General features: G+C 40.5%; 15 protein-coding genes and 1 other RNA gene. 5 read left to right on the top strand and 11 right to left on the bottom strand.

Annotation, left to right across the window (positions count from 1 at the left end; genetic code table 11):
• Window positions 1-360 precede the first annotated feature (360 nt).
• The 8 genes from ACG59Z_RS09120 to ACG59Z_RS09085 all read right to left on the bottom strand — a co-directional run bounded on the left by ACG59Z_RS09120 (window position 361) and on the right by ACG59Z_RS09085 (window position 9,405).
• Entirely contained in the window at window positions 361-1,377 is a 1,017-nt protein-coding gene (locus ACG59Z_RS09120; RefSeq protein ID WP_274861784.1) for a DUF4062 domain-containing protein, read from the bottom strand.
• Between the two features lie 211 nt (window positions 1,378-1,588).
• Complete coding sequence (locus tag ACG59Z_RS09115) at window positions 1,589-2,179, bottom strand: hypothetical protein (RefSeq protein ID WP_400198889.1); 591 nt, start codon at window positions 2,177-2,179, stop codon at window positions 1,589-1,591.
• A gap of 252 nt (window positions 2,180-2,431) precedes the next feature.
• On the bottom strand, window positions 2,432-2,863 hold the full coding sequence (locus ACG59Z_RS09110) for a hypothetical protein (RefSeq protein ID WP_400198887.1): 432 nt from the start codon (window positions 2,861-2,863) through the stop codon (window positions 2,432-2,434).
• A gap of 286 nt (window positions 2,864-3,149) precedes the next feature.
• Window positions 3,150-3,509, bottom strand: a transfer-messenger RNA (tmRNA) gene (ssrA, locus tag ACG59Z_RS09105).
• 160 nt (window positions 3,510-3,669) lie between these two features.
• A complete protein-coding gene (ggt, locus tag ACG59Z_RS09100; RefSeq protein ID WP_400198885.1) occupies window positions 3,670-5,655 on the bottom strand; it encodes a gamma-glutamyltransferase in 1,986 nt (661 codons plus the stop codon).
• 303 nt (window positions 5,656-5,958) lie between these two features.
• The gene (locus ACG59Z_RS09095) at window positions 5,959-7,482 is read right to left on the bottom strand and encodes a DHA2 family efflux MFS transporter permease subunit (protein ID WP_002051997.1); all 1,524 of its coding nucleotides are present in this window, start codon (window positions 7,480-7,482) and stop codon (window positions 5,959-5,961) included.
• Window positions 7,483-7,488: 6 nt separating this feature from the next.
• Window positions 7,489-8,640, bottom strand: a complete 1,152-nt coding sequence (locus ACG59Z_RS09090; protein ID WP_002052058.1) for an EmrA/EmrK family multidrug efflux transporter periplasmic adaptor subunit — start codon at window positions 8,638-8,640, stop codon at window positions 7,489-7,491.
• 267 nt (window positions 8,641-8,907) lie between these two features.
• Entirely contained in the window at window positions 8,908-9,405 is a 498-nt protein-coding gene (locus ACG59Z_RS09085; RefSeq protein WP_396479869.1) for a thioesterase family protein, read from the bottom strand.
• A 142-nt stretch (window positions 9,406-9,547) separates the two neighbouring features.
• Between ACG59Z_RS09085 and hemB the strand changes: the two genes are divergently transcribed.
• The gene (gene hemB, locus ACG59Z_RS09080; protein WP_400198894.1) at window positions 9,548-10,561 is read left to right on the top strand and encodes a porphobilinogen synthase; all 1,014 of its coding nucleotides are present in this window, start codon (window positions 9,548-9,550) and stop codon (window positions 10,559-10,561) included.
• A gap of 25 nt (window positions 10,562-10,586) precedes the next feature.
• Window positions 10,587-11,702, top strand: a complete 1,116-nt coding sequence (locus ACG59Z_RS09075; RefSeq protein WP_400198883.1) for an NAD(P)/FAD-dependent oxidoreductase — start codon at window positions 10,587-10,589, stop codon at window positions 11,700-11,702.
• Here the strand turns inward: ACG59Z_RS09075 and ACG59Z_RS09070 are convergent.
• Both ACG59Z_RS09070 and ACG59Z_RS09065 read right to left on the bottom strand, forming a co-directional pair.
• Window positions 11,694-12,599 carry a TIGR01777 family oxidoreductase gene (locus tag ACG59Z_RS09070; protein WP_400198881.1) on the bottom strand — a complete coding sequence of 302 codons (906 nt, stop codon included), beginning with the start codon at window positions 12,597-12,599 and terminating at the stop codon, window positions 11,694-11,696. The genes ACG59Z_RS09075 and ACG59Z_RS09070 overlap by 9 nt on opposite strands.
• Window positions 12,600-12,681: 82 nt before the next feature.
• Window positions 12,682-13,134: an ABZJ_00895 family protein gene (locus tag ACG59Z_RS09065; protein WP_107972257.1), complete on the bottom strand. Its 453-nt coding sequence runs from the start codon at window positions 13,132-13,134 to the stop codon at window positions 12,682-12,684.
• 374 nt (window positions 13,135-13,508) lie between these two features.
• Here ACG59Z_RS09065 and ACG59Z_RS09060 point away from each other — a divergent pair, with 374 nt between their 5' ends.
• A complete protein-coding gene (locus ACG59Z_RS09060; RefSeq protein ID WP_400198879.1) occupies window positions 13,509-13,886 on the top strand; it encodes a VOC family protein in 378 nt (125 codons plus the stop codon).
• Between the two features lie 74 nt (window positions 13,887-13,960).
• Here ACG59Z_RS09060 and ACG59Z_RS09055 read toward each other — a convergent pair whose 3' ends face one another.
• Window positions 13,961-14,434, bottom strand: coding sequence for an OsmC family protein (locus tag ACG59Z_RS09055; RefSeq protein WP_400198877.1), 474 nt, complete (start codon window positions 14,432-14,434; stop codon window positions 13,961-13,963).
• A 163-nt stretch (window positions 14,435-14,597) separates the two neighbouring features.
• On the opposite strand from ACG59Z_RS09055, the gene ACG59Z_RS09050 reads away from it, so the two are divergent.
• Window positions 14,598-15,866 carry an exonuclease SbcCD subunit D C-terminal domain-containing protein gene (locus tag ACG59Z_RS09050; protein ID WP_400198876.1) on the top strand — a complete coding sequence of 423 codons (1,269 nt, stop codon included), beginning with the start codon at window positions 14,598-14,600 and terminating at the stop codon, window positions 15,864-15,866.
• A 9-nt stretch (window positions 15,867-15,875) separates the two neighbouring features.
• Complete coding sequence (locus ACG59Z_RS09045) at window positions 15,876-19,472, top strand: AAA family ATPase (RefSeq protein WP_400198874.1); 3,597 nt, start codon at window positions 15,876-15,878, stop codon at window positions 19,470-19,472.
• Window positions 19,473-19,571 lie beyond the last annotated feature (99 nt).

Genomic DNA, 19,571 nt, shown 5'->3' with positions numbered 1-19,571 from the left:
CCACTATATAGCTATTTTCGTTATTTGCTTATATGCCTACTTTCCATTCTTATATGAAGTTCCCCATCTGTAAGTAAATCTAACCTCGTCAACTCAACTGGAATATGATTATTTTTTTATTTCTCTCATGCTAAAGATAAAATTTTTACCTAAGCTAAAAAGTTAATTATAGATTATTTACATTTCTGATCATTAAATACAAAAACATTACCTAGGTCTAATAGATAGAAAATCTCAGAAATAAAAAAGCTCCAAATATTATATGGAGCTTTTTTCGAACTTCTGTCGATATAAATAAGAACTTATTTTTTTTATTTCAAAGGTGACTATCTTAAAATTTTTAAATAATATTATTGACTACTACACATTGCTAGGATTTTCTTTTACTACTCGACTTTCAATCATTAGGCTGTGGCCTTTTTCTGTCAATTTCCAAAAAAGTGCCATTCCCCCTTGGATAGTTTTTGAATACGTAGTTTGTATTAATCCATATGCTGTTAATTGGATAGTAATGGTTTTAAATTCTTGATCATCTATTGAATAAGAATATCCTTTATCATCTCCAGTTGCCATCTTTTTAAGAATTGATGCAATCTTGCTTTTAACATATCCATCACTTGGATTTTCAATTAAATAAGGTGATATAAGAGAAAAAAGTTCTCTCCAAGTGAGTTTAAATTCGAACACATGGTTGCGTGGAGAATAACCTGGTGTTTGAGTTTTATAGGTACCATGTACAATTAGCGTAGAATCAATATTTGCTATACCTTCTATAAGTGGTTTTTGTTGCTTTTCTGCTTCAGATAGAAGTGATTGAAGAGTTGCATTTTGCTTTCTAAGTTCATTTATTTCAGCAAGCACATCCTCGTTTGCAATATTATTTGCTCTTACCCAACCTATTGCTGGATATGTTTTGATAGTTCTAGTTAAACTCAATGCAACCAAGCCGGGTAGCTCTTCTGCACTTTTCCAGAATTTGACAAGGCGCCCATTCATAACTTTATCTTTAAAGCTTAAGAGTTTCTCTCTTAATGCTGAGTCCTGTTCAGACTTACCAAAAGGGATATCCTCAGGTGAACCATGTACTAAAGCTACAACTTTTAATCCAAGTTGAACCGCATAATCAAACTCTTTTTCCGTATAACTAATACCTTCAGCGGTTACTGAACCATAACGACCACCAATAATTAATAGATAATAATCACAATCTTTAATTACCTTTTTAATGAACTCCCATTGCTCCTCATCTACAGCAGGAAATAATTCCATGCCTGCTGGTATACAATCCATTTCCATTAATGCTTGTAAAACTTGTTGTCGCTCTGCTTTCAAATCAGCATAAGTAGAACTAACAAAAACTTGATATCGTTTATCCATAATTTTTAAAGAATTATTTGTGATTAATGAAAGTTATACACTTATTCATAATAAGCATAGCTACAAAAGCATACTAGGATAGTTTAATTATATTTAAAATATTATAGGCAAAAAAACCAATCAAATAATTCACTTTAAATTCTAAGAAAACCTATCCCCTCATGGACTCTATCAAAAAACTCACATATGCAAGTTTTAAAATTTAAATATCTTAGTAATTTTCAGAACTACCAGTATCTGACATTGTATCTTCAGTAGTTAATTCCTCAACAGCTATTTCCTCTTTCTTAGGTTTACTAACTGATCTTGTTTCATTTTCTAAAGTTTCTCCCGCTGCCGCATCAGCAGCCGCTGCCGCTGATATTTGTTCAGTTGTATTCGCATCAATTGCTATATCTTCACTTGTTTGCACTGGAAACTTAGCTAAATAATCTTTATGGCAATATAGCTTTACCAAACTATCAAAATAGTAATTATCAGGCCCATCAAAGATAACTTGTTTATCTGATTTAACTATAAATCTAGAGAAACCTGCATAAGCACCCCATGAGTTTTTGGCATTTACCTCACCACAATTTTTAATAACATTTCTAAATTTTGCAGAATCACCATCTTTAAGATAATAGCGAACAGCATCCTCAACTTTTTTAAGTTCAGCTTGTTCTTTTAATTTTCTCTCTTGTTCTTGTTTAATTTTAAGTGCCTGTTCTTGAGCTTGTTTTTCTTTAGCGATATCTTCTGCCGATTTACCACAACCAACTAATATCAAGGAAAATAAAAATATTCCTATTATTTTTTTCACAGTTTAACTCCTCTATATTAGAAGCTAGACTATAACGAGATTACAAAACTTTACGCAAGTAAGACTTTATAAAGAATAAATAAAATTCTACTTCTGCTGTGTTTTTTATCTATTAATTGCTTCTTCTTTCTGACTCATTCGGGCTAAATAAAATGAAAATTTAAATACTTCTTTACCCATTAGATTCAAGTTGGTTATATAGCTGAAATGATATTTAATTTCAGCTATATTAAAACTAAGCTTTTGAAAATATTATTTTTTATATTTAATACAATTTGGAGTTAGCTTGTTAATTTTGTTGTAGTGAAATTTCAGCATTATCGTGTCACTAGCAGCTTCTTCTAAAACTAGTTGATTATCGGTGATACTTATAATTCTTAATGCTTGCTCGAACTCCCCCTGTTCATTATACAACTCAATTTGATTTTGCTTATTAACTTTAAAGTTCGATTTTTCAATGCTATCTACAGTATAAAAACCCGTTTCAAAATCACATTGCACAGGATGCAAAGTAGCGGTATTTCCTGAAAACTCAACTAAGTTGGCAATTCCATTATTAAGCGGATGCATTGCCCATATACCTTGTAAATCTTTGAGAGTGTAGCCAAAGCTATTAGCACTAAACATTGACATGCTGACTAAAAGAAATGAAGTAAGAGATTTTTTTGATAAAGTTAATTTCATATTGATATGACCTGATTTAATCATTTTTGCCTAGGAATTTGAGATATTACAAGATGTTTATATAATCTTTATTTCGTTAGCTTTTTAAAGTACGGCACTATTCTAACTTCTATAGATCTGTTCTAAAAATAATAGTTTTTGATTTTGCTCTATTTTCTACACAAAACCTTTTCCTTGTTTTAGAAGAAGTTAAAAATTATCTTCTTATATTGTTTATAACTTGAATAATTTAAATCTTAAAAAGAAAAAACCCCGAAACTTTCGTTTCAGGGCTTTTCACGAATCTTGGTGGAGATGGCGGGAGTTGAACCCGCGTCCGCCAGCACTACGCTCGAGAATACTACATGCTTAGATATCGTCTATTGTTTTAACACCAAGTGACCCGACGAACAGGGTACAAGGTGCGATCCTCTAAGTTTGGTATAAAGCCCCGAGGCTTGACTCTATACGGACTTGTGTGCGTGCGCTACGGTCGGGTTCCTAAACCACAAGTATTCTAGGAAGCGGACAAACTGCCCTTAGGCAGCTAGAGCGTAAGTTTCGTCGTTTGCGACTATTAAAATGCAAATTTGATTTACGAGAGAAAATGCGCTCTCGGCATGCATCTATGAGTTTCATCACCGGCGTCGAAGCCAATAACATCCCCATGAATGTCTGAACATCATAGCATAACTAAAATAAAATGCTGTGCAATTTATCAACAGTCTGCCACTGATGAACATATTTACATAATGGAGAGCCTTTTGTTTTTTTCAAGGGCCATATAAAAAAAGCTGCCAAAAATGACAGCTTTTTTAAAGTGTGGTCTATAAGGCTCCATTGCCTAACACAATCCCTTCACGGCGTGGGTCTACCCCACCTGCATATTTACTTTGATTATTTATATTTACTTTCATAATCGTTGAAATACCGCTGGTTTGCGCAGTGTTAGAAATGCCATGCCCTTTTGCTTTTAAGCCTTCAATCAGATCAACTAAAGAAAGCTGTACATTCGAGCTATCTACATTGGTGTTTTTGCTATTGGTTGCGCCAAAGTTTACAAGCGAAGTGGCCTGCTGTGCATTTAAGTTCCAGTCCAATGCACCCACCAAAGTTTTAACCACATATTGAATGATCGTACCGCCACCTGGTGAACCTGTTGCCATATAAAACTCATCTGGCGTGGTGCCTTTAAACACTAAGGTTGGTGCCATGGTACTACGTGGGCGTTTGCCCCCTTCTACACGGTTGGCAACCAGTGCCCCAGTGCTGTCATAAGGGTTCGCGCTAAAGTCAGTTAACTGATTTGACAGCAAGAAACCATCCACCATATGGAATGAACCCATGCTCGATTCAACAGTCGATGTCATTGAAACCACATTGCCATAGGCATCTACTATCGTAAACTGAGTCGTGCCATGTTCAACAGTGGTGTCTACACCTGCCGCTGTATTGAAATTACCTGCTGGTGCAACACCCATACTCTGGTTCGGGTTAATCAGTGCAGCACGTTGTTTTAAGTAGTTTTTATCAATAAAACTTGGAATACCCTGTGCCGGCAAACGAACAAAGTCGGTATCTGCGACATATTTATCACGGTCGGCGTAGGCCAAACGCTCTGCTTCAGACACTAAATGCACGCCCATCACATCCAGCACACCGCCTTCATTTTCAGGGTTTTTAGGTGGGTAAAGCGACATATCAAAGTTTTCTAAAATACCCAATGTTTGCGCAACCGCAATCCCTCCCGAAGATGGAGGTGGCATGGTACATACATAGTAACGGTCACGGTACGTTGTACAAATCGGGTCGCGTTTTTTCACCTGATAGTTCGATAAATCCTGCAAGGTCATCAAACTTGGGGTAATTGGAGTTTTTGCTGGGTCATCACCTACGGTTTGCCCTGCTTTTGCCACAATGGCTTGCGCAATTGGACCAGTGTGCAATGCATTTGCCCCTTGTGAAGCAAGTGCTTCAAGTGTTCTGGCATAGGCTTTATTGGTCATGGTCTCGCCAACTTTCCGTGGTGATCCATCTGGGTAGAAATAGGTCGCCATTGCATTTGCATCGAGCGCTAAATTGCTTGCATTACTTGCAATGGCATCTGCCAAACGCCCCGGAATACGGAAACCGTTATCAGCCAAACCAATCGCTTCACCAAAAAGCTGGTTCCATTTAAGTTTGCCATGTTCTTTTTGTGCTTGTTCAAGTAAACGCATCACACCCGGCACACCAATCGAGCGACCGCTACGGCGTGCACTTGGTACAGGCGGAGGTGAATTTGGGTCATATATATTTTGGCGAATTAAATAAAATTCGTTGGCTACCGCTGGTGCGGTTTCACGGCCATCATAAGCAGTGACTTGCTTGGTTTTGGCATCGTAATACATCATAAAACCACTACCGGCAATGGTGCTCGACTGTGGTTCGACCAAACCAAGCACGGCTTGTACTGCTACGGCTGCATCAACTGCGCTACCACCTGCTCTTAAAACATCACAACCTGCTTTTACCGCAAGTGGCGTGTTTGCCACCACCATATATTTATCTGCGTATTTAACCGTGTTACCGAGTCTATAACCCGATGCACCTTCTGGCGCGGCTGGGTCACCATTTTGGTTTGAACCGACCACCACGCTTGAACCGTCTTGTGCCAGTTTGCTACAACTAGTGGGGTCATTATCTACAATTAAATTGGGCGGGGTTGTATTTGAATCATCCTTGGGCTGATCTGCCGAGGAGTCATCTCCACATCCTTGTAATAAACCGACTGCTAATAAACTACTGAACAAAAATGAATATCTTTTATTCACGTGATAACTCCAATATATACGCCTGCCTATCCATGCAATTGCCATGCAAGCTTCTTTGTTTTCAGGTCTTCAGTTTTTTAATCTTTGATAAAAATAAAGTTTTAATAATATTAAATGATTAAGGGTGTTTATTTTGTGCTCTGTGTGGTGTCTCCTTGTTTGTTATCACACTCTTTTATAACTGATTTGCCCAATTCTGGCATGCTTTATTTCTTTAAATACAGGCAAAATCTGCTATTTATAAACTCGCTCATTTTGTAGTAGCCCTAAAAAAAGCACCTCCGAAGAGATGCTTTTTGATAGTTAGTGAGAAGGCATACCGCTGACCTGTTTGGGTTTTGGACACAGCCAAATGACCAGCCCCGCAAAGACAAACACAATCGCAAATAGCAAAAATACATGATTTGCTGACATGGTAATCGCTTCTTTATCGACAAGGTTAGAAATAATTCCTAAGGTCGAGTCAGTCGTAAAACCATTTTGCAGAAGGTTGTTTTGTACTTCTGTTGGGTTCAGGTTAGACACCATTTCACTACGGGCAACTTTGGCGTGGTCATCCCATACCGTTACAGCAATTGAAGCACCAATCGCCCCTGCCATAGTTCTTAAAAAGTTCATGAGGCCCGCAGCAGATGCAATCTCTTGCTGGAGTACCGAACCAAGCGCAATATTCGACAATGGAATAAAGAAGAACGGTACAGCAAAACCTTGCAGGATTTGTGGCCAAGCCAGTGCCATAAAGTCGGCATCTGTGGTCCAGAATGCCCGCATTAAAGTCACTATACCCAGCAAAATTAAACCAAAGCTCGCCAGCGCACGCGGGTCATGTTTGGTCGAAAGTTTTGCCACAATCGGTGACATGGTCAAACTACCAAAGCCCATCGTTGCAGTTAAATACCCGGCCCACGTCGCGGTATAGGAAAGGTTCATTTGCAGCCACTGCGGAATCAGTACAATACTGCCAAAGAATGCGCCAAAGCCAAGCGACAAGGCCAGTACCGAAATAGCAAAGCCCCTATGCCTAAAGACTTTGACATCTACCACGGGGTGTTTATCGGTGAGTTCCCATATCAAGAACACCACAAAGCCAATGGCAGCAGTTAAAGCTAAAACCACAATGCTTGTGCTATTAAACCAGTCTCGTTCGTGCCCCAAATCGAGCATGAGCTGTAGCGCACCAATCCACAGAATTAATAGACCTAAACCAACCGTATCGATTCTTAAAGAAATGGTTTCTGTTTCGGCTACTCTTAATAAGCGCATTGCCGCTAATACACAGACAATACCAACCGGTAAGTTAATAAAGAAGATCCAGTGCCAAGACAGGTTGTCACTAATCAGACCACCCAAAATTGGTCCTAAAATTGGTCCGACGACGGTCGTCATTGCCCAAAGGCCCATTGCCTGTGCATGCTTTTCTTGAGGGAAAATACGCATAAGCAAAGTTTGGCTAAGTGGCATAAGTGGACCACCACAAAGGCCCTGCCCAATACGGAAAAACACCAACATTTCTAACGATGTTGCTAAACCGCATAGGAAAGAAAAGACCGTAAAGCCAATTAAACCAAAGATAAAGACCCGCACCGTTCCAAAGCGGCCAGCCAGCCAGCCCGTTAAAGGTACACAAATCGCTTCTGCAACTGCATATGAAGTAACGACCCATGTCCCTTGTGTACTTGAAACAGCAAGGTTACCGGTAATATGTGGTACAGAGACGTTGGCAATGGTCGTATCAAGCACGACCATAAAGTTCGACAAGGCAATAACAAACGCTGCCAGTAATAAACGGCCACCGCTTAACTCGGCAAAAGGTGTTTGCGTTTTCATAAGCGTTTACTTCGCAGATAAGTCGACTTTTGCTTCCATCGACAAGCCAACACGCAATGGGTGTTCAGCAAGTTCTTTCGGGTCAAGTGCAATACGAACCGGTAAGCGTTGAACCACTTTAATCCAGTTACCTGTTGCGTTTTGAGCCGGAATTAAGGCAAAGGCAGAGCCTGTACCACCAGAGAAGCCTACCACTTTGCCGTGATATTCAACGTCATCGCCATATAAATCTGAAGTCAATGTCACTGGTTGACCTGGACGGACTTTTTTCAACTGACTTTCTTTAAAGTTCGCGTCTACATATAACTCGTTCAGCGGCACAATCATCATCATGCTGGCACCCGGTGCAACGCGTTGTCCAACTTGAATATTACGACGGGTAATTACACCATCGACTGGGGCACGAATGACCGTACGTTCTAAGTCAAGCTGAGCTTGTTCAACATGTGCTTGTGCAACTTGTACATCCGGAGTCGATGTTTCGCTTACACCCTGAATTAAGGCTTCGTTTGCAGCTAAAGTACTTTCAGCAGCTTTACGGCTTGAAGACGCTTGCGCTAAACCAGCTTTGGCAAGCTCTAGCCCTGCTTTAGCTGTTTCAACCGCACTTTGTGCTTTAGTCAATTCTTCTTTAGACACCGCACCAGAGGCAGCAAGCTGCGCACGGCGGTTGAGTTCTAAAGCTGCTTTGTCGTAGTCGGCCTGTGCTTGTGCAACTTGTGCTTTGGCACTGTTAATTTCGTCAGCACGAACTACAACTTGAGAATTTAATGAACTACTGTTTGCCGCAGTCTGTTTGTATTGGCGTTTTGCTTTGGCAAGTTCAGCCTCGGCTTGAGCCAATGCAATTTTGGCATCACGGTCATCAATACGAACCAGCACATCACCCCGATGTACTGTTTGAGTATCATTTACCAAAACCTGAGCGACCTGACCGCTCACCATTGAGGTAATTTGCGCGGTTTCTGCACCGACATAAGCATTATCTGTACTCACCGAGTGGTTTAAAAATAATGCCCAAATTGCATATAAAATAGCGGCGATCAATAAAATCAGCGCAAAAAAACCAAGAAATTTTTTGCGCTTGTTTTGGTTGTTGTCATCCGAGGCAGATGTTGTTGGCACTGTTTCTTGTACATTGCTTTGTGCATCAGTCATGGTATGTTCCTAAAGATGAGTTGGCTTTGCCATCAATCTCGCACTACACCTTGTTATAGAGTTTTTATTATTCTATGAACAAGACATATCGCATTGTCAAAGCAGTCAATTTTAACGCTAAAACCTCATGATATGAGAATAAAAAAATATAACTCATGCGTTCGTTCTAATTAAATTAATGTTTATCTCAAGATTTTTATGAAAATTCCAGCTTTTCAAGCACTAAAAAAAGCGCACATGGCGCTTTTAAATAGTTCAATTCATCGCCTAATAGGCATATGAAGCGATACCCGCAGCGATGGCTTTATCTTCATCATTGACCATCGTCATACGCATAGTGCAGCCCTTACGACCTAAACGTAACACTTCCGCGCGTGCAATAAAATACTTACCGCGTCCCGGCGCTAAATAATCTACACGCATATCAACGGTTGCCAATCGCGATACTTGCTTAATAGTCTCAGGCAGAGTTTCAGGTGTTGAACGGCGATAGAGATGTTCCATTGCCACAATTCCACCAATACTATCGAGCAAAGTTGCAGCAACGCCGCCATGCAAAATCTGAAATGCCAGATTACCAATCAGGTTGGGTTGCATCTCGATATAGCCTTCAATGTGGCCATCTACCACACGCATAATCATTCCACTATGCTTAAAAAAAGGAGAGCTATTAAACGCCTTACATAATTGGCTGAGCACCACATTTAGGTCAGTTTTTGCACCTAATTGTATGTTCCCCGTCCAATTTTTCTTTTCATCACTCATACGTTGCCTAAATTTAAAAGCATGATAAACACCCATAATTTTGTACAAATACAGCATTATGGGGCTACAATACAGCAGTCGGTTGACAGTAATGGAATATCCGCCAACCTATCCTAGTGTAATACCGAACATCGAGATTGTTATGACTTATACGTTCAATCGTCCTGCATTTCCAGCTACTCGCATGCGCCGTATCCGTAAAAATGACCAGTTGCGTGCGATGGTCAGCGAAACACAGCTCACTACCAATCACTTGATTTATCCAGTATTTGTATTACCAGGACAAAATCAGACCCAAGATATTCCAAGTATGCCGAACATTCAGCGTTTGTCGGCAGATTTGTTACTGAAAAAAGCTGAAAGACTTCTAGAATTGGGCGTATCAAAACTGGCTCTTTTTCCAGTTACCCCGCAAGAAGATAAAAGCTTCACCGCAGAAGCTGCATGGCACGAAGATGGTTTAGTACAAACCACCTGCCGTTTGCTTAAAAAAGAATTACCAGAAATGGTGTTAATCACTGATGGTGCTCTCGACCCATACACGACGCATGGTCAAGACGGCATTATTGATGAAACTGGCTATGTGCTCAATGACGAGACTGTAGAATGCTTGATTAAACAAGCCTTAAGTCACGCAGAAGCAGGTGCCGAAGTGATTGCTCCAAGTGACATGATGGATGGCCGTATTGGCGCAATTCGTCAAGCTTTAGAAGCCAATGGTCACATCTATACCAACATCATGGCCTACTCTGCAAAATATGCGTCTAGCTTCTATGGTCCATTCCGCGATGCTGTTGGCTCTGCATCCAACCTAAAAGGTGGTAATAAATATAACTACCAGATGGACTTTGCCAACCGTGCCGAAGCATTACATGAAATCGCGCTTGATATTCAAGAAGGCGCCGACATGGTAATTGTAAAACCGGGCATGCCATATCTGGATGTGGTACGTGAAGTAAAAGATACCTTTGGTATTCCGACATTCATTTACCAAGTGAGTGGCGAATATGCAATGTTAGCTGGTGCCATTCAAAATGGCTGGCTATCAGACTCAGTCATTTTAGAATCACTCATGTGCTGCCGCCGTGCTGGTGCAGACGGGATCTGGACTTACTTTGCAGAAACCGCTGCCGAAAAAATCAAGGAAATGAACTAAGTTCGCAGAGAAAGGATAACACTGCATGCATATTGCAATCATTGGTGCGGGCATAAGTGGATTAATGTCTGCGCTGGAGTTGGTTGAACAAGGCTGTAAAGTCAGCATTTTTGATCAACAACAAGCGGGACAAGCAGCCTCTTGGGCTGGCGGAGGTATTCTCTCTCCGATGTACCCGTGGCGCTATGTGCATGCAGTGAACCAACTCGCTCAATTTGGCAAGGCCTCTTATCAAGCATGGAACCAAAAGCTCTACCCTGTTACAGGAATTGATTTTGAAATCCATGACACAGGCATGCTGATTTTTGATGAAGAAGATTTTGATGTTGGTTTTTCCTACGCCGAGCAGCATCAAGAGCCGATGCAGCGCTGTGAATATTTACAAAGAGATGCGCTAGAACAAGTTAATCCGCATATTTCCGAACAATTTCAAGAAGCGATTTATTTCCCTGAACTATCTAATATTCGCAACCCGCGTGTATTACAGTCTCTGATTCGCTATTTAAAACAACATCCAAATGTTGAGTTTTTTGAACACACTCCTGTTAAAAAACTGATTCAACAAGGTGATGCCATACAAGCGCTCCAAACCGAAGATGGTCGCAAACATACAGCAGATCATTTTGTAATAACTTCGGGCGCTTGGAGTCATTACTGGAACTCACAATTACAACTCGACATTCCAGTCGAACCTGTTCAAGGTCAAATGCTATTGTTTAAAACCCCTGCTCACTGGCTACCGACCATGTGTATGAATCGAGTGATGTATTTGATTCCACGTATGGACGGGCATATTGTCTGTGGGTCTAGCATGGCACATCGTGGTTTTGACACCTCTACCGACGAAAAGACTCAGCACAATATTTTAGAAGCATGTTTAGAAATGGTGCCTGAACTGGCCGATTTCCCGATCGTACATCGCTGGGCAGGTCTCAGACCAAGTTCACCAAATGGCGTTCCATACATTGGCAAAATGCCTGAAATGGATAACCTGTGGGCAAACTTTGGGCACTTTAGAAATGGTTTATGTATGGGCGCAGGCTCTGCGCAATTGCTCCGTCAGCTTATGCTGGGTCAACCGACATTAGTGGATGCCAAAGCATATTCCCCTGAGCGTTTGCAAAATAAAATCTTAGCCTGACGCGAGTATATTCTCTAAAGCCATTTTTAATTTAGGATAAGCAAATTCAAATCCTTCTGCTTGCAGGGCTGCGGGTTTAACGTATTGGCCATTTAAGATCAATTGCGACTGTTCACCCAATAAACAGCGAAAAACCGTGCTTGGTGCTGACAACATTGGTTTCTTATTAAGTACCGCAGCAGCTTGTTCAACAAATACCTTTTGAGTCACGTTTTCTGGCGCTACGACATTGTGAATTTGGGCAGATTGAGGATGCTTAAATATAAACTCGATTGCGTTTAATACATCTTCAATGTGTACCCAAACCACAGGCTGACGACCATGACCAATTTGACCGACTAAATTGAGTCGAATCGGAAGCAACATTTTAGGCAAGATGCCACCACCCTGCCCAAACACTACGCCTAAACGAATAATTTTAGTATTTTGCTGAGTATCTGCTAAAGCTGCGTGTTCCCACTCTTGGCAAAGCTCGGACATAAAAATAGGCTGTGGCGGGCTTTGTTCTGTAAATACCTCTGTCCACTTTTCTTGATCGTCTATACCGTAATAGCCAATCGCTGAACCAGAAACAATCACTTCTGGAAAAATTTGAGATTGCTTGAGCCACACATAAAGTTTTCGGGTCGTATTTACACGGCTTTCAATGAGTTGTTTTTTACGTGACTCAGTCCAGCGTTTCTCACCAATATTTGCCCCAGCCAAATTCACTACATAGTCAATTTGACGTGTCGAAATATCTTCAAACTTTTGTACCCACTGTAAGGCAGGATGGTCAGATTCCTTTCCAGCCTGCCGTGTCACAGCAATCACGTTATAATTTTTTTGTAATAGGAACTTAATTAAATGTGTTCCGATAAAACCACTAGCACCAGTGATTAATACATTCTTATTCATATTTCCTCCAAAACGAGGACAGCAGTTTTATTTCATTATATAAGGATCATTTAGATCTAATCTTAGCTGTTTTTGTAGTGATCTATTGCACATTCAACATTTTGTCTGCCATGCGCTGTGCCTGTTTGCCATAGAACCAGTAAGTAATTAAGTAAAGTGGAATAGCTAACATTAAAATCATAATCACCATGATACTTAAGAACTGAGGCTGTTTGAGGTAAAGCATAAAGTTTTGCAAAATCTCAGGGTCTTGTCTTGAAAATAAAAACAGACCAAACAAAACACCACACAAGTTATAGCCCCAAAAGATGAGGGTAAAGCCTAAAGTAAATTTCTTTTTTTCTGGTACAGTCGGAGCACGGCGTTCTTTTTTTAAAAATCTAAACAAGACAAAAATCATTGCACCTAAATATGGAACGGCTGTTAAAATACCACCTACACTCGCTGGCAATAGTGCTGCAACTACACCGACTATTAAGGTAAGTACGATGCATATAGCAAAAAACCAGAGAAAGTAAGAACGTAATTTGGTCATATTTTTGCCTAATTTATGGGTTCAAAAAATAATTATAAATTTTTTTCGATTTTTTTTCATTTTTCTGTCAACCAATCCTGATCTCTCGACGTTATATAGGGTAACAAGGTCGCAGCAACCGAATACTTCCTTTGCACGGCATCCGCAAAATTGTTTCGGTGACCTTTCATTACGACTCTTTCTTCCTTCGGATTAGGTTTTGTTAGCAGCCAAACCCTTGATGAAGTCTTTGACCGACGATTCTCTCATCACTCGAATCGTCGGTTTTTATTTTCTAGCACGTTCATTTTACGCTCAACATACACAATCGTTATTTCATAGCCATGAAAGTCATGCGTATACTTTTTACACCATAAAAATATGTTTTAAATAATATGAACAATATTGCCTATTTTGAAATCCAGTCTTCAAACCCTGCCCGCGATGCGAAGTTTTACCAAGCTGTGTTTGGCTGGCAATTTAAATTAGATCCAAACTTACCGATTGAATATTATCGTATAGAAACGCCGTCACTCATGGGTGGATTATTAAAACGCCCTGCCCAAACGCCTCCAATGGAATATGGCACCAATGCATTTACCTGCTCGGTTCAGGTGGAAAACTTCGATGAAGTAGCTGCAAAAATTTTAGCGCAAGGTGGCATTGTCGCAATGGATAAATTTGCTATTCCGGGCCGTGCTTGGCATGGCTACTTTGTCGATTTAGACCACAACGTTTTTGGTATTTTCCAAGTCGATGAAAATGCAGCTTAAAGATCTTATTTAACAGCTCTATTTATTTTTAATGTATAGCCACCGCCTTTTTATCGGTGGCTATTTCATATTAATTATTCAGCAAAGCTAAAGCTGGCTTCACATGTAATTGGAAAATTTACTGAATTGGCAATCATGCATTCGTGATGTGCTTCTTCATGCAGTTTTGCAGCAAGCTCTGGTTCAGCACCTTTTTCTAAAACAACCTCGGGCCTTAAAATAATTTGAGTGAAGTGACCACGTTTGACTGGATCTGCATCTTCCATAAATCCCAGTGCGTGATCGACATAACTCAGCACATGAATATGATTGACTGCACATAGGTGCAAATACCAAAGCTTATGACAAGCTGAAGCTGATGCAACCAATAAATCTTCTGGGTTCCATCTGGTCACATCTCCCAAATAAGCAGGGTCTGATGAACCTTGAATAGTAACTTTTTGAGGATGTTGAATACTAAAATCGCGTTTATATGAACGATAAGATGAAGTGCCTGTACCCGTATTGCCTTCCCACTGTATTTTTACTTCGTATTCATGAATGGTCATTTTGTTCTCAAAGTTCATGGTTTAAGTGGATAGTAACAAAGCAGAGCTTAAAGGGACAAAATAATTCAGGTTTCATTGCTGGCTTAAATAACGAGCACTTTAAAATGTCTTGATAAAATCTCCTGCCAATTTATGCTAACGTATCTGTGTTTATTTTGGCTTGATGTCTGTTTCTATGTCCGTACATTTTTTACATACTTCTGACTGGCATTTGGGGCAGTTTTTTTATAATCATTCACGTCACTACGAACACCAACAATTTTTAAGCTGGTTGCTCATTCAAATTCAAGAAAAACAACCGCATGCCCTGCTCATTGCCGGCGATATTTTTGATGTGATTAATCCGGGTTCTCAAGCACAAAAACAACTCTATCAATTTTTAGCAGATGCACATCGCCTTGCCCCACACATGCAAACACTCATGATTGCGGGTAACCATGACTCAGGCTACCGTATTGAACAGGTCGAGCCACTCTTAGAAAAATACAATGCAAAAACCGTGGGCGTGGTTCGCTGGAATGAAGATAAAACCCTAGATCTCGATCGATTACTTTTACCTATTTATAATCAAAATCAAGATATTGTAGCGTGGTGCCTTGCCCTGCCTTTTTTACGTTCAGCCGAAATTACGGGCTTTAACGAGCATACCACCAATAGCAAAAATGCGATTGCCTATTTGCACCAGCAACTCATTGCCGAAGCAAAACGTCGCAAGACACCAGACCAAGCCCTGATTTTGATGTCGCATGCGCACATGCAAGGTGGAGAAACATCCGACTCTGAACGCCCCATTATTATTGGTAATGAAGAGGCACTTTCAACGACTTTATTTGAAGATGCAGTCGACTATGTGGCTTTAGGGCACTTACATAAACCACAAAAAGTAGGCCAGCCGCATATTCGTTATAGCGGTTCACCCATTCCCCTGTCTTTTAGTGAAATTAACTATAAGCACCAAGTGGTTGAGGTCAAAATTGACCCAGCTCAAGAGACAGACAACCGTTTGCAATTTGAAGCTATAGAAATTCCACGTTGCATACAATTGCACCGTATTCGTGGTGAATTAAACGAAGTGCTGCAACAACTCAAAGCATTGCCAAACGGTGTGATTGAGAATATTGACCACCGTGAATATGTCGATATTGAATATTATAGTTTAACGCCACCACAGCCGAATTTACGTCAGCAGTTTGAAGCGGCTCTACCACCTGACCGCTACCGTTTAGTACGTATTTCACGTCAATATGTGAATAAAGACACCACCGATTCAAATACCACTCAGCAAATCGCTCTTGAACCGCCAACACCAGAAAAACTCTTTCAAAATATCTGGGAAAAACAAGGTTACAGCGCCGATGATGCGGTCTTAAAAGATTTTCTGAGTCTGGTACAAGAAGCACAAAAAAATCTTGAAAATGATGCAACCCCTTAAGGATATGTCATGAAAATTTTATCCATTCGAATAAAAAATCTGGCATCTCTTTCTGATGAACACTTTATTGATTTTGAAAGCGCGCCTCTTGCCCATGCAGGTCTTATTGCAATTGTAGGAAAAACTGGTGCTGGTAAGTCGACCATTTTAGATGCCATGTGCCTAGCTTTGTTTAATCGGGTGCCTCGCCTTAAAGACAGCGACGGTAAATTAAAAGATGTTGATGGTTCAGAGTTACTCACTAACTCACCTTTGACTGTATTACGCCGTGGTACAGGACATGGTTTTGCTGAACTTTGCTTTATCGCACAAGATCAAAAACGCTATTTGGCACGTTGGGAAATTAAACGTGCGCGTGAAAACCCAAATGGTAAATTACAAAGCGTACAACGGCATTTAAAATGCCTGACCGATGGCGTGGTGCTTGCCGACAAAGCCAAAGCAGTTGATGAAAAAGTTAAACAAATTACCCAGCTTTCATTTGAACAGTTTACTCGTGCGGTATTACTTGCCCAGTCAGAAGTAACCGCATTTTTAAAAGCACGAGACAGCGAACGCGGTGAATTACTTGAGTACCTGACCAACTCCAGCATTTTCGCCAAAATTGGTGAGCTGGCTTTTCGTAAAACCGCAGATATTGCAAAGCAGCGTAAACAGCTTGAAGAGTTCTTAGGCCATATCGAAATTTTGTCTGATGAAGAGATTGCTGCATTTACCGAGCAATATCAGCAAGCCGAGCAAAACCATCAACAGTTAGAACAACAAAAAAATGTCTTAGACAAACAACAACAATGGTTTGAACGTAAAGCGAAACTTGAGCAAGAAGTTCAAGCTAAACAACAACAGTTTCAAACCCAGCAAAACCATCATCAGCAACTTGTGCCTGAACGTGAGCAATTAAAACGGCTCGAAGTTTTTTCTGAAATACGCCAACAGGTTTTTCAGCAAGCTCAAAATTTACAAACCCTACAACAACTTGAGCCGCAAATTCAGCAAGCTCAGACCAAGTTTAATGAGTTGGTGCAAATTTTTGAAACGGGACAAAAACAATATCAACTTGCAGAACAAGAACTCAAACAGACACTCGATTTTGAGCAACAGCATCAACAAGCTTTAAATCAAGTTCGACAGTCCATTCAAGAACGTGCTTTTATTGCCGATGAATATAAAAAGTGCAAAGAAAAGAAAAATGTACTTGAGCAGAAACTCAGTCCAGTGCAACAACAGCAAAACAGTGTGCAACAGCACATTGCACAGCTTGAGCAGAACCAAATTCATCTACAACAGCAGCTTACTCAGACTCAGCAATATGCTGTGTTGGACAAAGGCCTCTCAGCGCATCTGCATCAGCTCGGACAATTTATTCAAAATTACCAAGCGATTGAACAACAGCTCGGTAACCCTACCCTTGCCCGCCAAAAGCTAGCGGAAGCTAAAAGTGAACTCGAACAACTCGTAACTTCACTAGGCACAGTTGAACAGATTGAGTTAAAACTTGAACAACAGCATAAAGACAAAGATCAGAAGCTTGCTCAAATCACTCAGTTAGATCTGATTCAACAGAAAATAAAAATTTATCATGAGCTATATGCTGAGCTTCAGCAATTCACTGAAAAACAAACTCAAGTCTCAGCCCAAGAACAGCAGCTTAAAACCGTTTGCCAGTTAGCTGAACAAGACTACCAAACAGCAAAAACTGAACGTGAAAAGTTACAGCACATCCTGCAACAGCAGCGTTTATTACACACCGAAAATATTGAGCAGCTACGGGCCAATCTTAAAGATGGCGAAGCTTGTTTAGTGTGTGGAAGCACACATCACCCCTATCGTGTTGATGACAGTGCAATCTCTAAAGCTTTATTCGACTTGCAGCAACAACAAGAGCAACAGGCAGTAGCGCTAGAACAAACTAAATTTAATGCATGGCAAACCCAGCAACATGCACTTACTCAGTGCCGTGCCGAGCTTGAGCAAGTTCAGAAATACCTAGCTCAACTGCAAGTAAAACAGACGCACTTACAGCAAGAACTTGAGCAAGCGTTTAACCTCAATCAATTACACATTGAGCTTAATCAAGCTCCTGAACAAATCTTACAAACACTTAATGAGCTGAGACAAGCGACGCAAACTGCCATAAGTTTATTTGACTCAGAAAATGTGCGTTTAACCCAAGCCATTAAACAACACAATCAGCTTGTTCAAACTATTCAGCGCAATGAAAGCTTGCTCAATACAGCACAGCAATGGCAACAACAAGTTCAACATATTGTTGAGTGTTTATCGGAAACCGAACAGCACGCATGGCAGCAAGCAAGTAGCCAAACAGCTAAGCAGACTTGGGCTATTCTTGATGCACGTGCTAAGCAACTTGAACAACAAGAACAGCTTTCACAGCGTTTTGAACAACAGCAGCAAGAACTTAAAATGCTGTCTGCTAGCCTTGAGCAAATGATCAAGCAAATTGATGAGATCGATCAAAATCTCCAAGAGATTACGCTTAAAGGCCAACAAAATAATGAAAAAGCGGTATCGCTCATTCAGCAAATGACGGGCCATTCGGATATTAAGCCGCATGAATGGTTAATTGAGCATGACGCTAAACGTCAGCACCAACAAACGGCGTATCATGAGGCTAAACAACGTTTCGAACAAACCAGACAGCACTTTGAACAACAAAAACAGGCGCTCGATCAACTTAAACATCAGCATCAACACACAGAACAACATCAGCAGCAGATTGATGGGCAAATTCAAAACTGGTTAAAAGCCCATACTGATTTTCAGGTATCTGATCTTACGGCGCTCATACAGATTAATTCTGCACAAGAGCAAGACATTCGTAACCGTCTTAATCATGCCGAGCGTTTATTAAGTGAAGCCTCTTCTGCTCTTAAGACCATGCAAGAGCAATTGAGTGAGCATTTACAAACTCAACCAGATATTGAGCATGAAAAGCTTGTGAGCCTCATTCAAGACAATATTGCAGAACTTAAAGCACAACTTGAAGTACGTGATCGACTTAAGCTTAAGCTCGAAGTACATCAGCAAAACCTTGCGAAGCAGCAACAATACGCCGAACAAATTCAAAACATTCAGCAAGAAGAACATCGCTGGAGCAAAATTTCAGGTTTGATTGGTGACGCCAAAGGTAAAGAGTTCCGCGACTACGCTCAGCAATATCATTTAGATATTTTAGTAGAACATGCCAACCAACAACTGGCGATGCTTTCTCAGCGTTATACGTTAAAACGTTTAGATCAATCTTTAAGTCTTGCGATTATTGACCATGACATGGATGGAGAAACCCGCTCTGTTGCCTCTTTATCTGGCGGTGAGTCATTCTTAACTGCGCTGGCTTTGTCTTTAGCCATTGCCAATATGGCCTCGGGTTCAATGAAAATTGAATCGCTGTTTATTGATGAAGGTTTTGGTACTTTGGATGCCTCATCTTTGCATATGGTTATGAATGCTTTGGATCAATTGCAAAATCAGGGTCGTCAGGTCATTCTCATTTCACATATTCAAGAAATGCATGAGCGTATTCCTGTACAAATTCAAGTGAAACCACTTGGTGCTGGCGCAAGTACAATTGAGGTCGTGGGTTAACTTACCAAGATTTCCTATCTTAAATTTGATTGAATCTTATATAACAAAGAGGCGTATTATTTACGCCCCTTTGTTTCTTGTATGGTCATGTACTAATTT

Source organism: Acinetobacter sp. ABJ_C1_1, from assembly GCF_044684115.1.
In the GTDB taxonomy this organism is placed as follows: domain Bacteria; phylum Pseudomonadota; class Gammaproteobacteria; order Pseudomonadales; family Moraxellaceae; genus Acinetobacter; species Acinetobacter nosocomialis_A.
This window is presented reverse-complemented; position numbering and strand designations above follow the sequence as displayed.

Coding starts and splice junctions, on each gene's coding strand:
- ACG59Z_RS09120 (WP_274861784.1), bottom strand. CDS start 1,377: ATGGATAAACGATATCAAGTTTTTGTTAGTTCTACTTATGCTGATTTG.
- ACG59Z_RS09110 (WP_400198887.1), bottom strand. CDS start 2,863: ATGAAATTAACTTTATCAAAAAAATCTCTTACTTCATTTCTTTTAGTC.
- ACG59Z_RS09075 (WP_400198883.1), top strand. CDS start 10,587: ATGCATATTGCAATCATTGGTGCGGGCATAAGTGGATTAATGTCTGCG.
- ACG59Z_RS09055 (WP_400198877.1), bottom strand. CDS start 14,434: ATGACCATTCATGAATACGAAGTAAAAATACAGTGGGAAGGCAATACG.
- ACG59Z_RS09050 (WP_400198876.1), top strand. CDS start 14,598: ATGTCTGTTTCTATGTCCGTACATTTTTTACATACTTCTGACTGGCAT.
- ACG59Z_RS09065 (WP_107972257.1), bottom strand. CDS start 13,134: ATGACCAAATTACGTTCTTACTTTCTCTGGTTTTTTGCTATATGCATC.
- ACG59Z_RS09085 (WP_396479869.1), bottom strand. CDS start 9,405: ATGAGTGATGAAAAGAAAAATTGGACGGGGAACATACAATTAGGTGCA.
- ACG59Z_RS09060 (WP_400198879.1), top strand. CDS start 13,509: ATGAACAATATTGCCTATTTTGAAATCCAGTCTTCAAACCCTGCCCGC.
- ACG59Z_RS09095 (WP_002051997.1), bottom strand. CDS start 7,482: ATGAAAACGCAAACACCTTTTGCCGAGTTAAGCGGTGGCCGTTTATTA.
- hemB (WP_400198894.1), top strand. CDS start 9,548: ATGACTTATACGTTCAATCGTCCTGCATTTCCAGCTACTCGCATGCGC.
- ACG59Z_RS09070 (WP_400198881.1), bottom strand. CDS start 12,599: ATGAATAAGAATGTATTAATCACTGGTGCTAGTGGTTTTATCGGAACA.
- ACG59Z_RS09090 (WP_002052058.1), bottom strand. CDS start 8,640: ATGACTGATGCACAAAGCAATGTACAAGAAACAGTGCCAACAACATCT.
- ACG59Z_RS09045 (WP_400198874.1), top strand. CDS start 15,876: ATGAAAATTTTATCCATTCGAATAAAAAATCTGGCATCTCTTTCTGAT.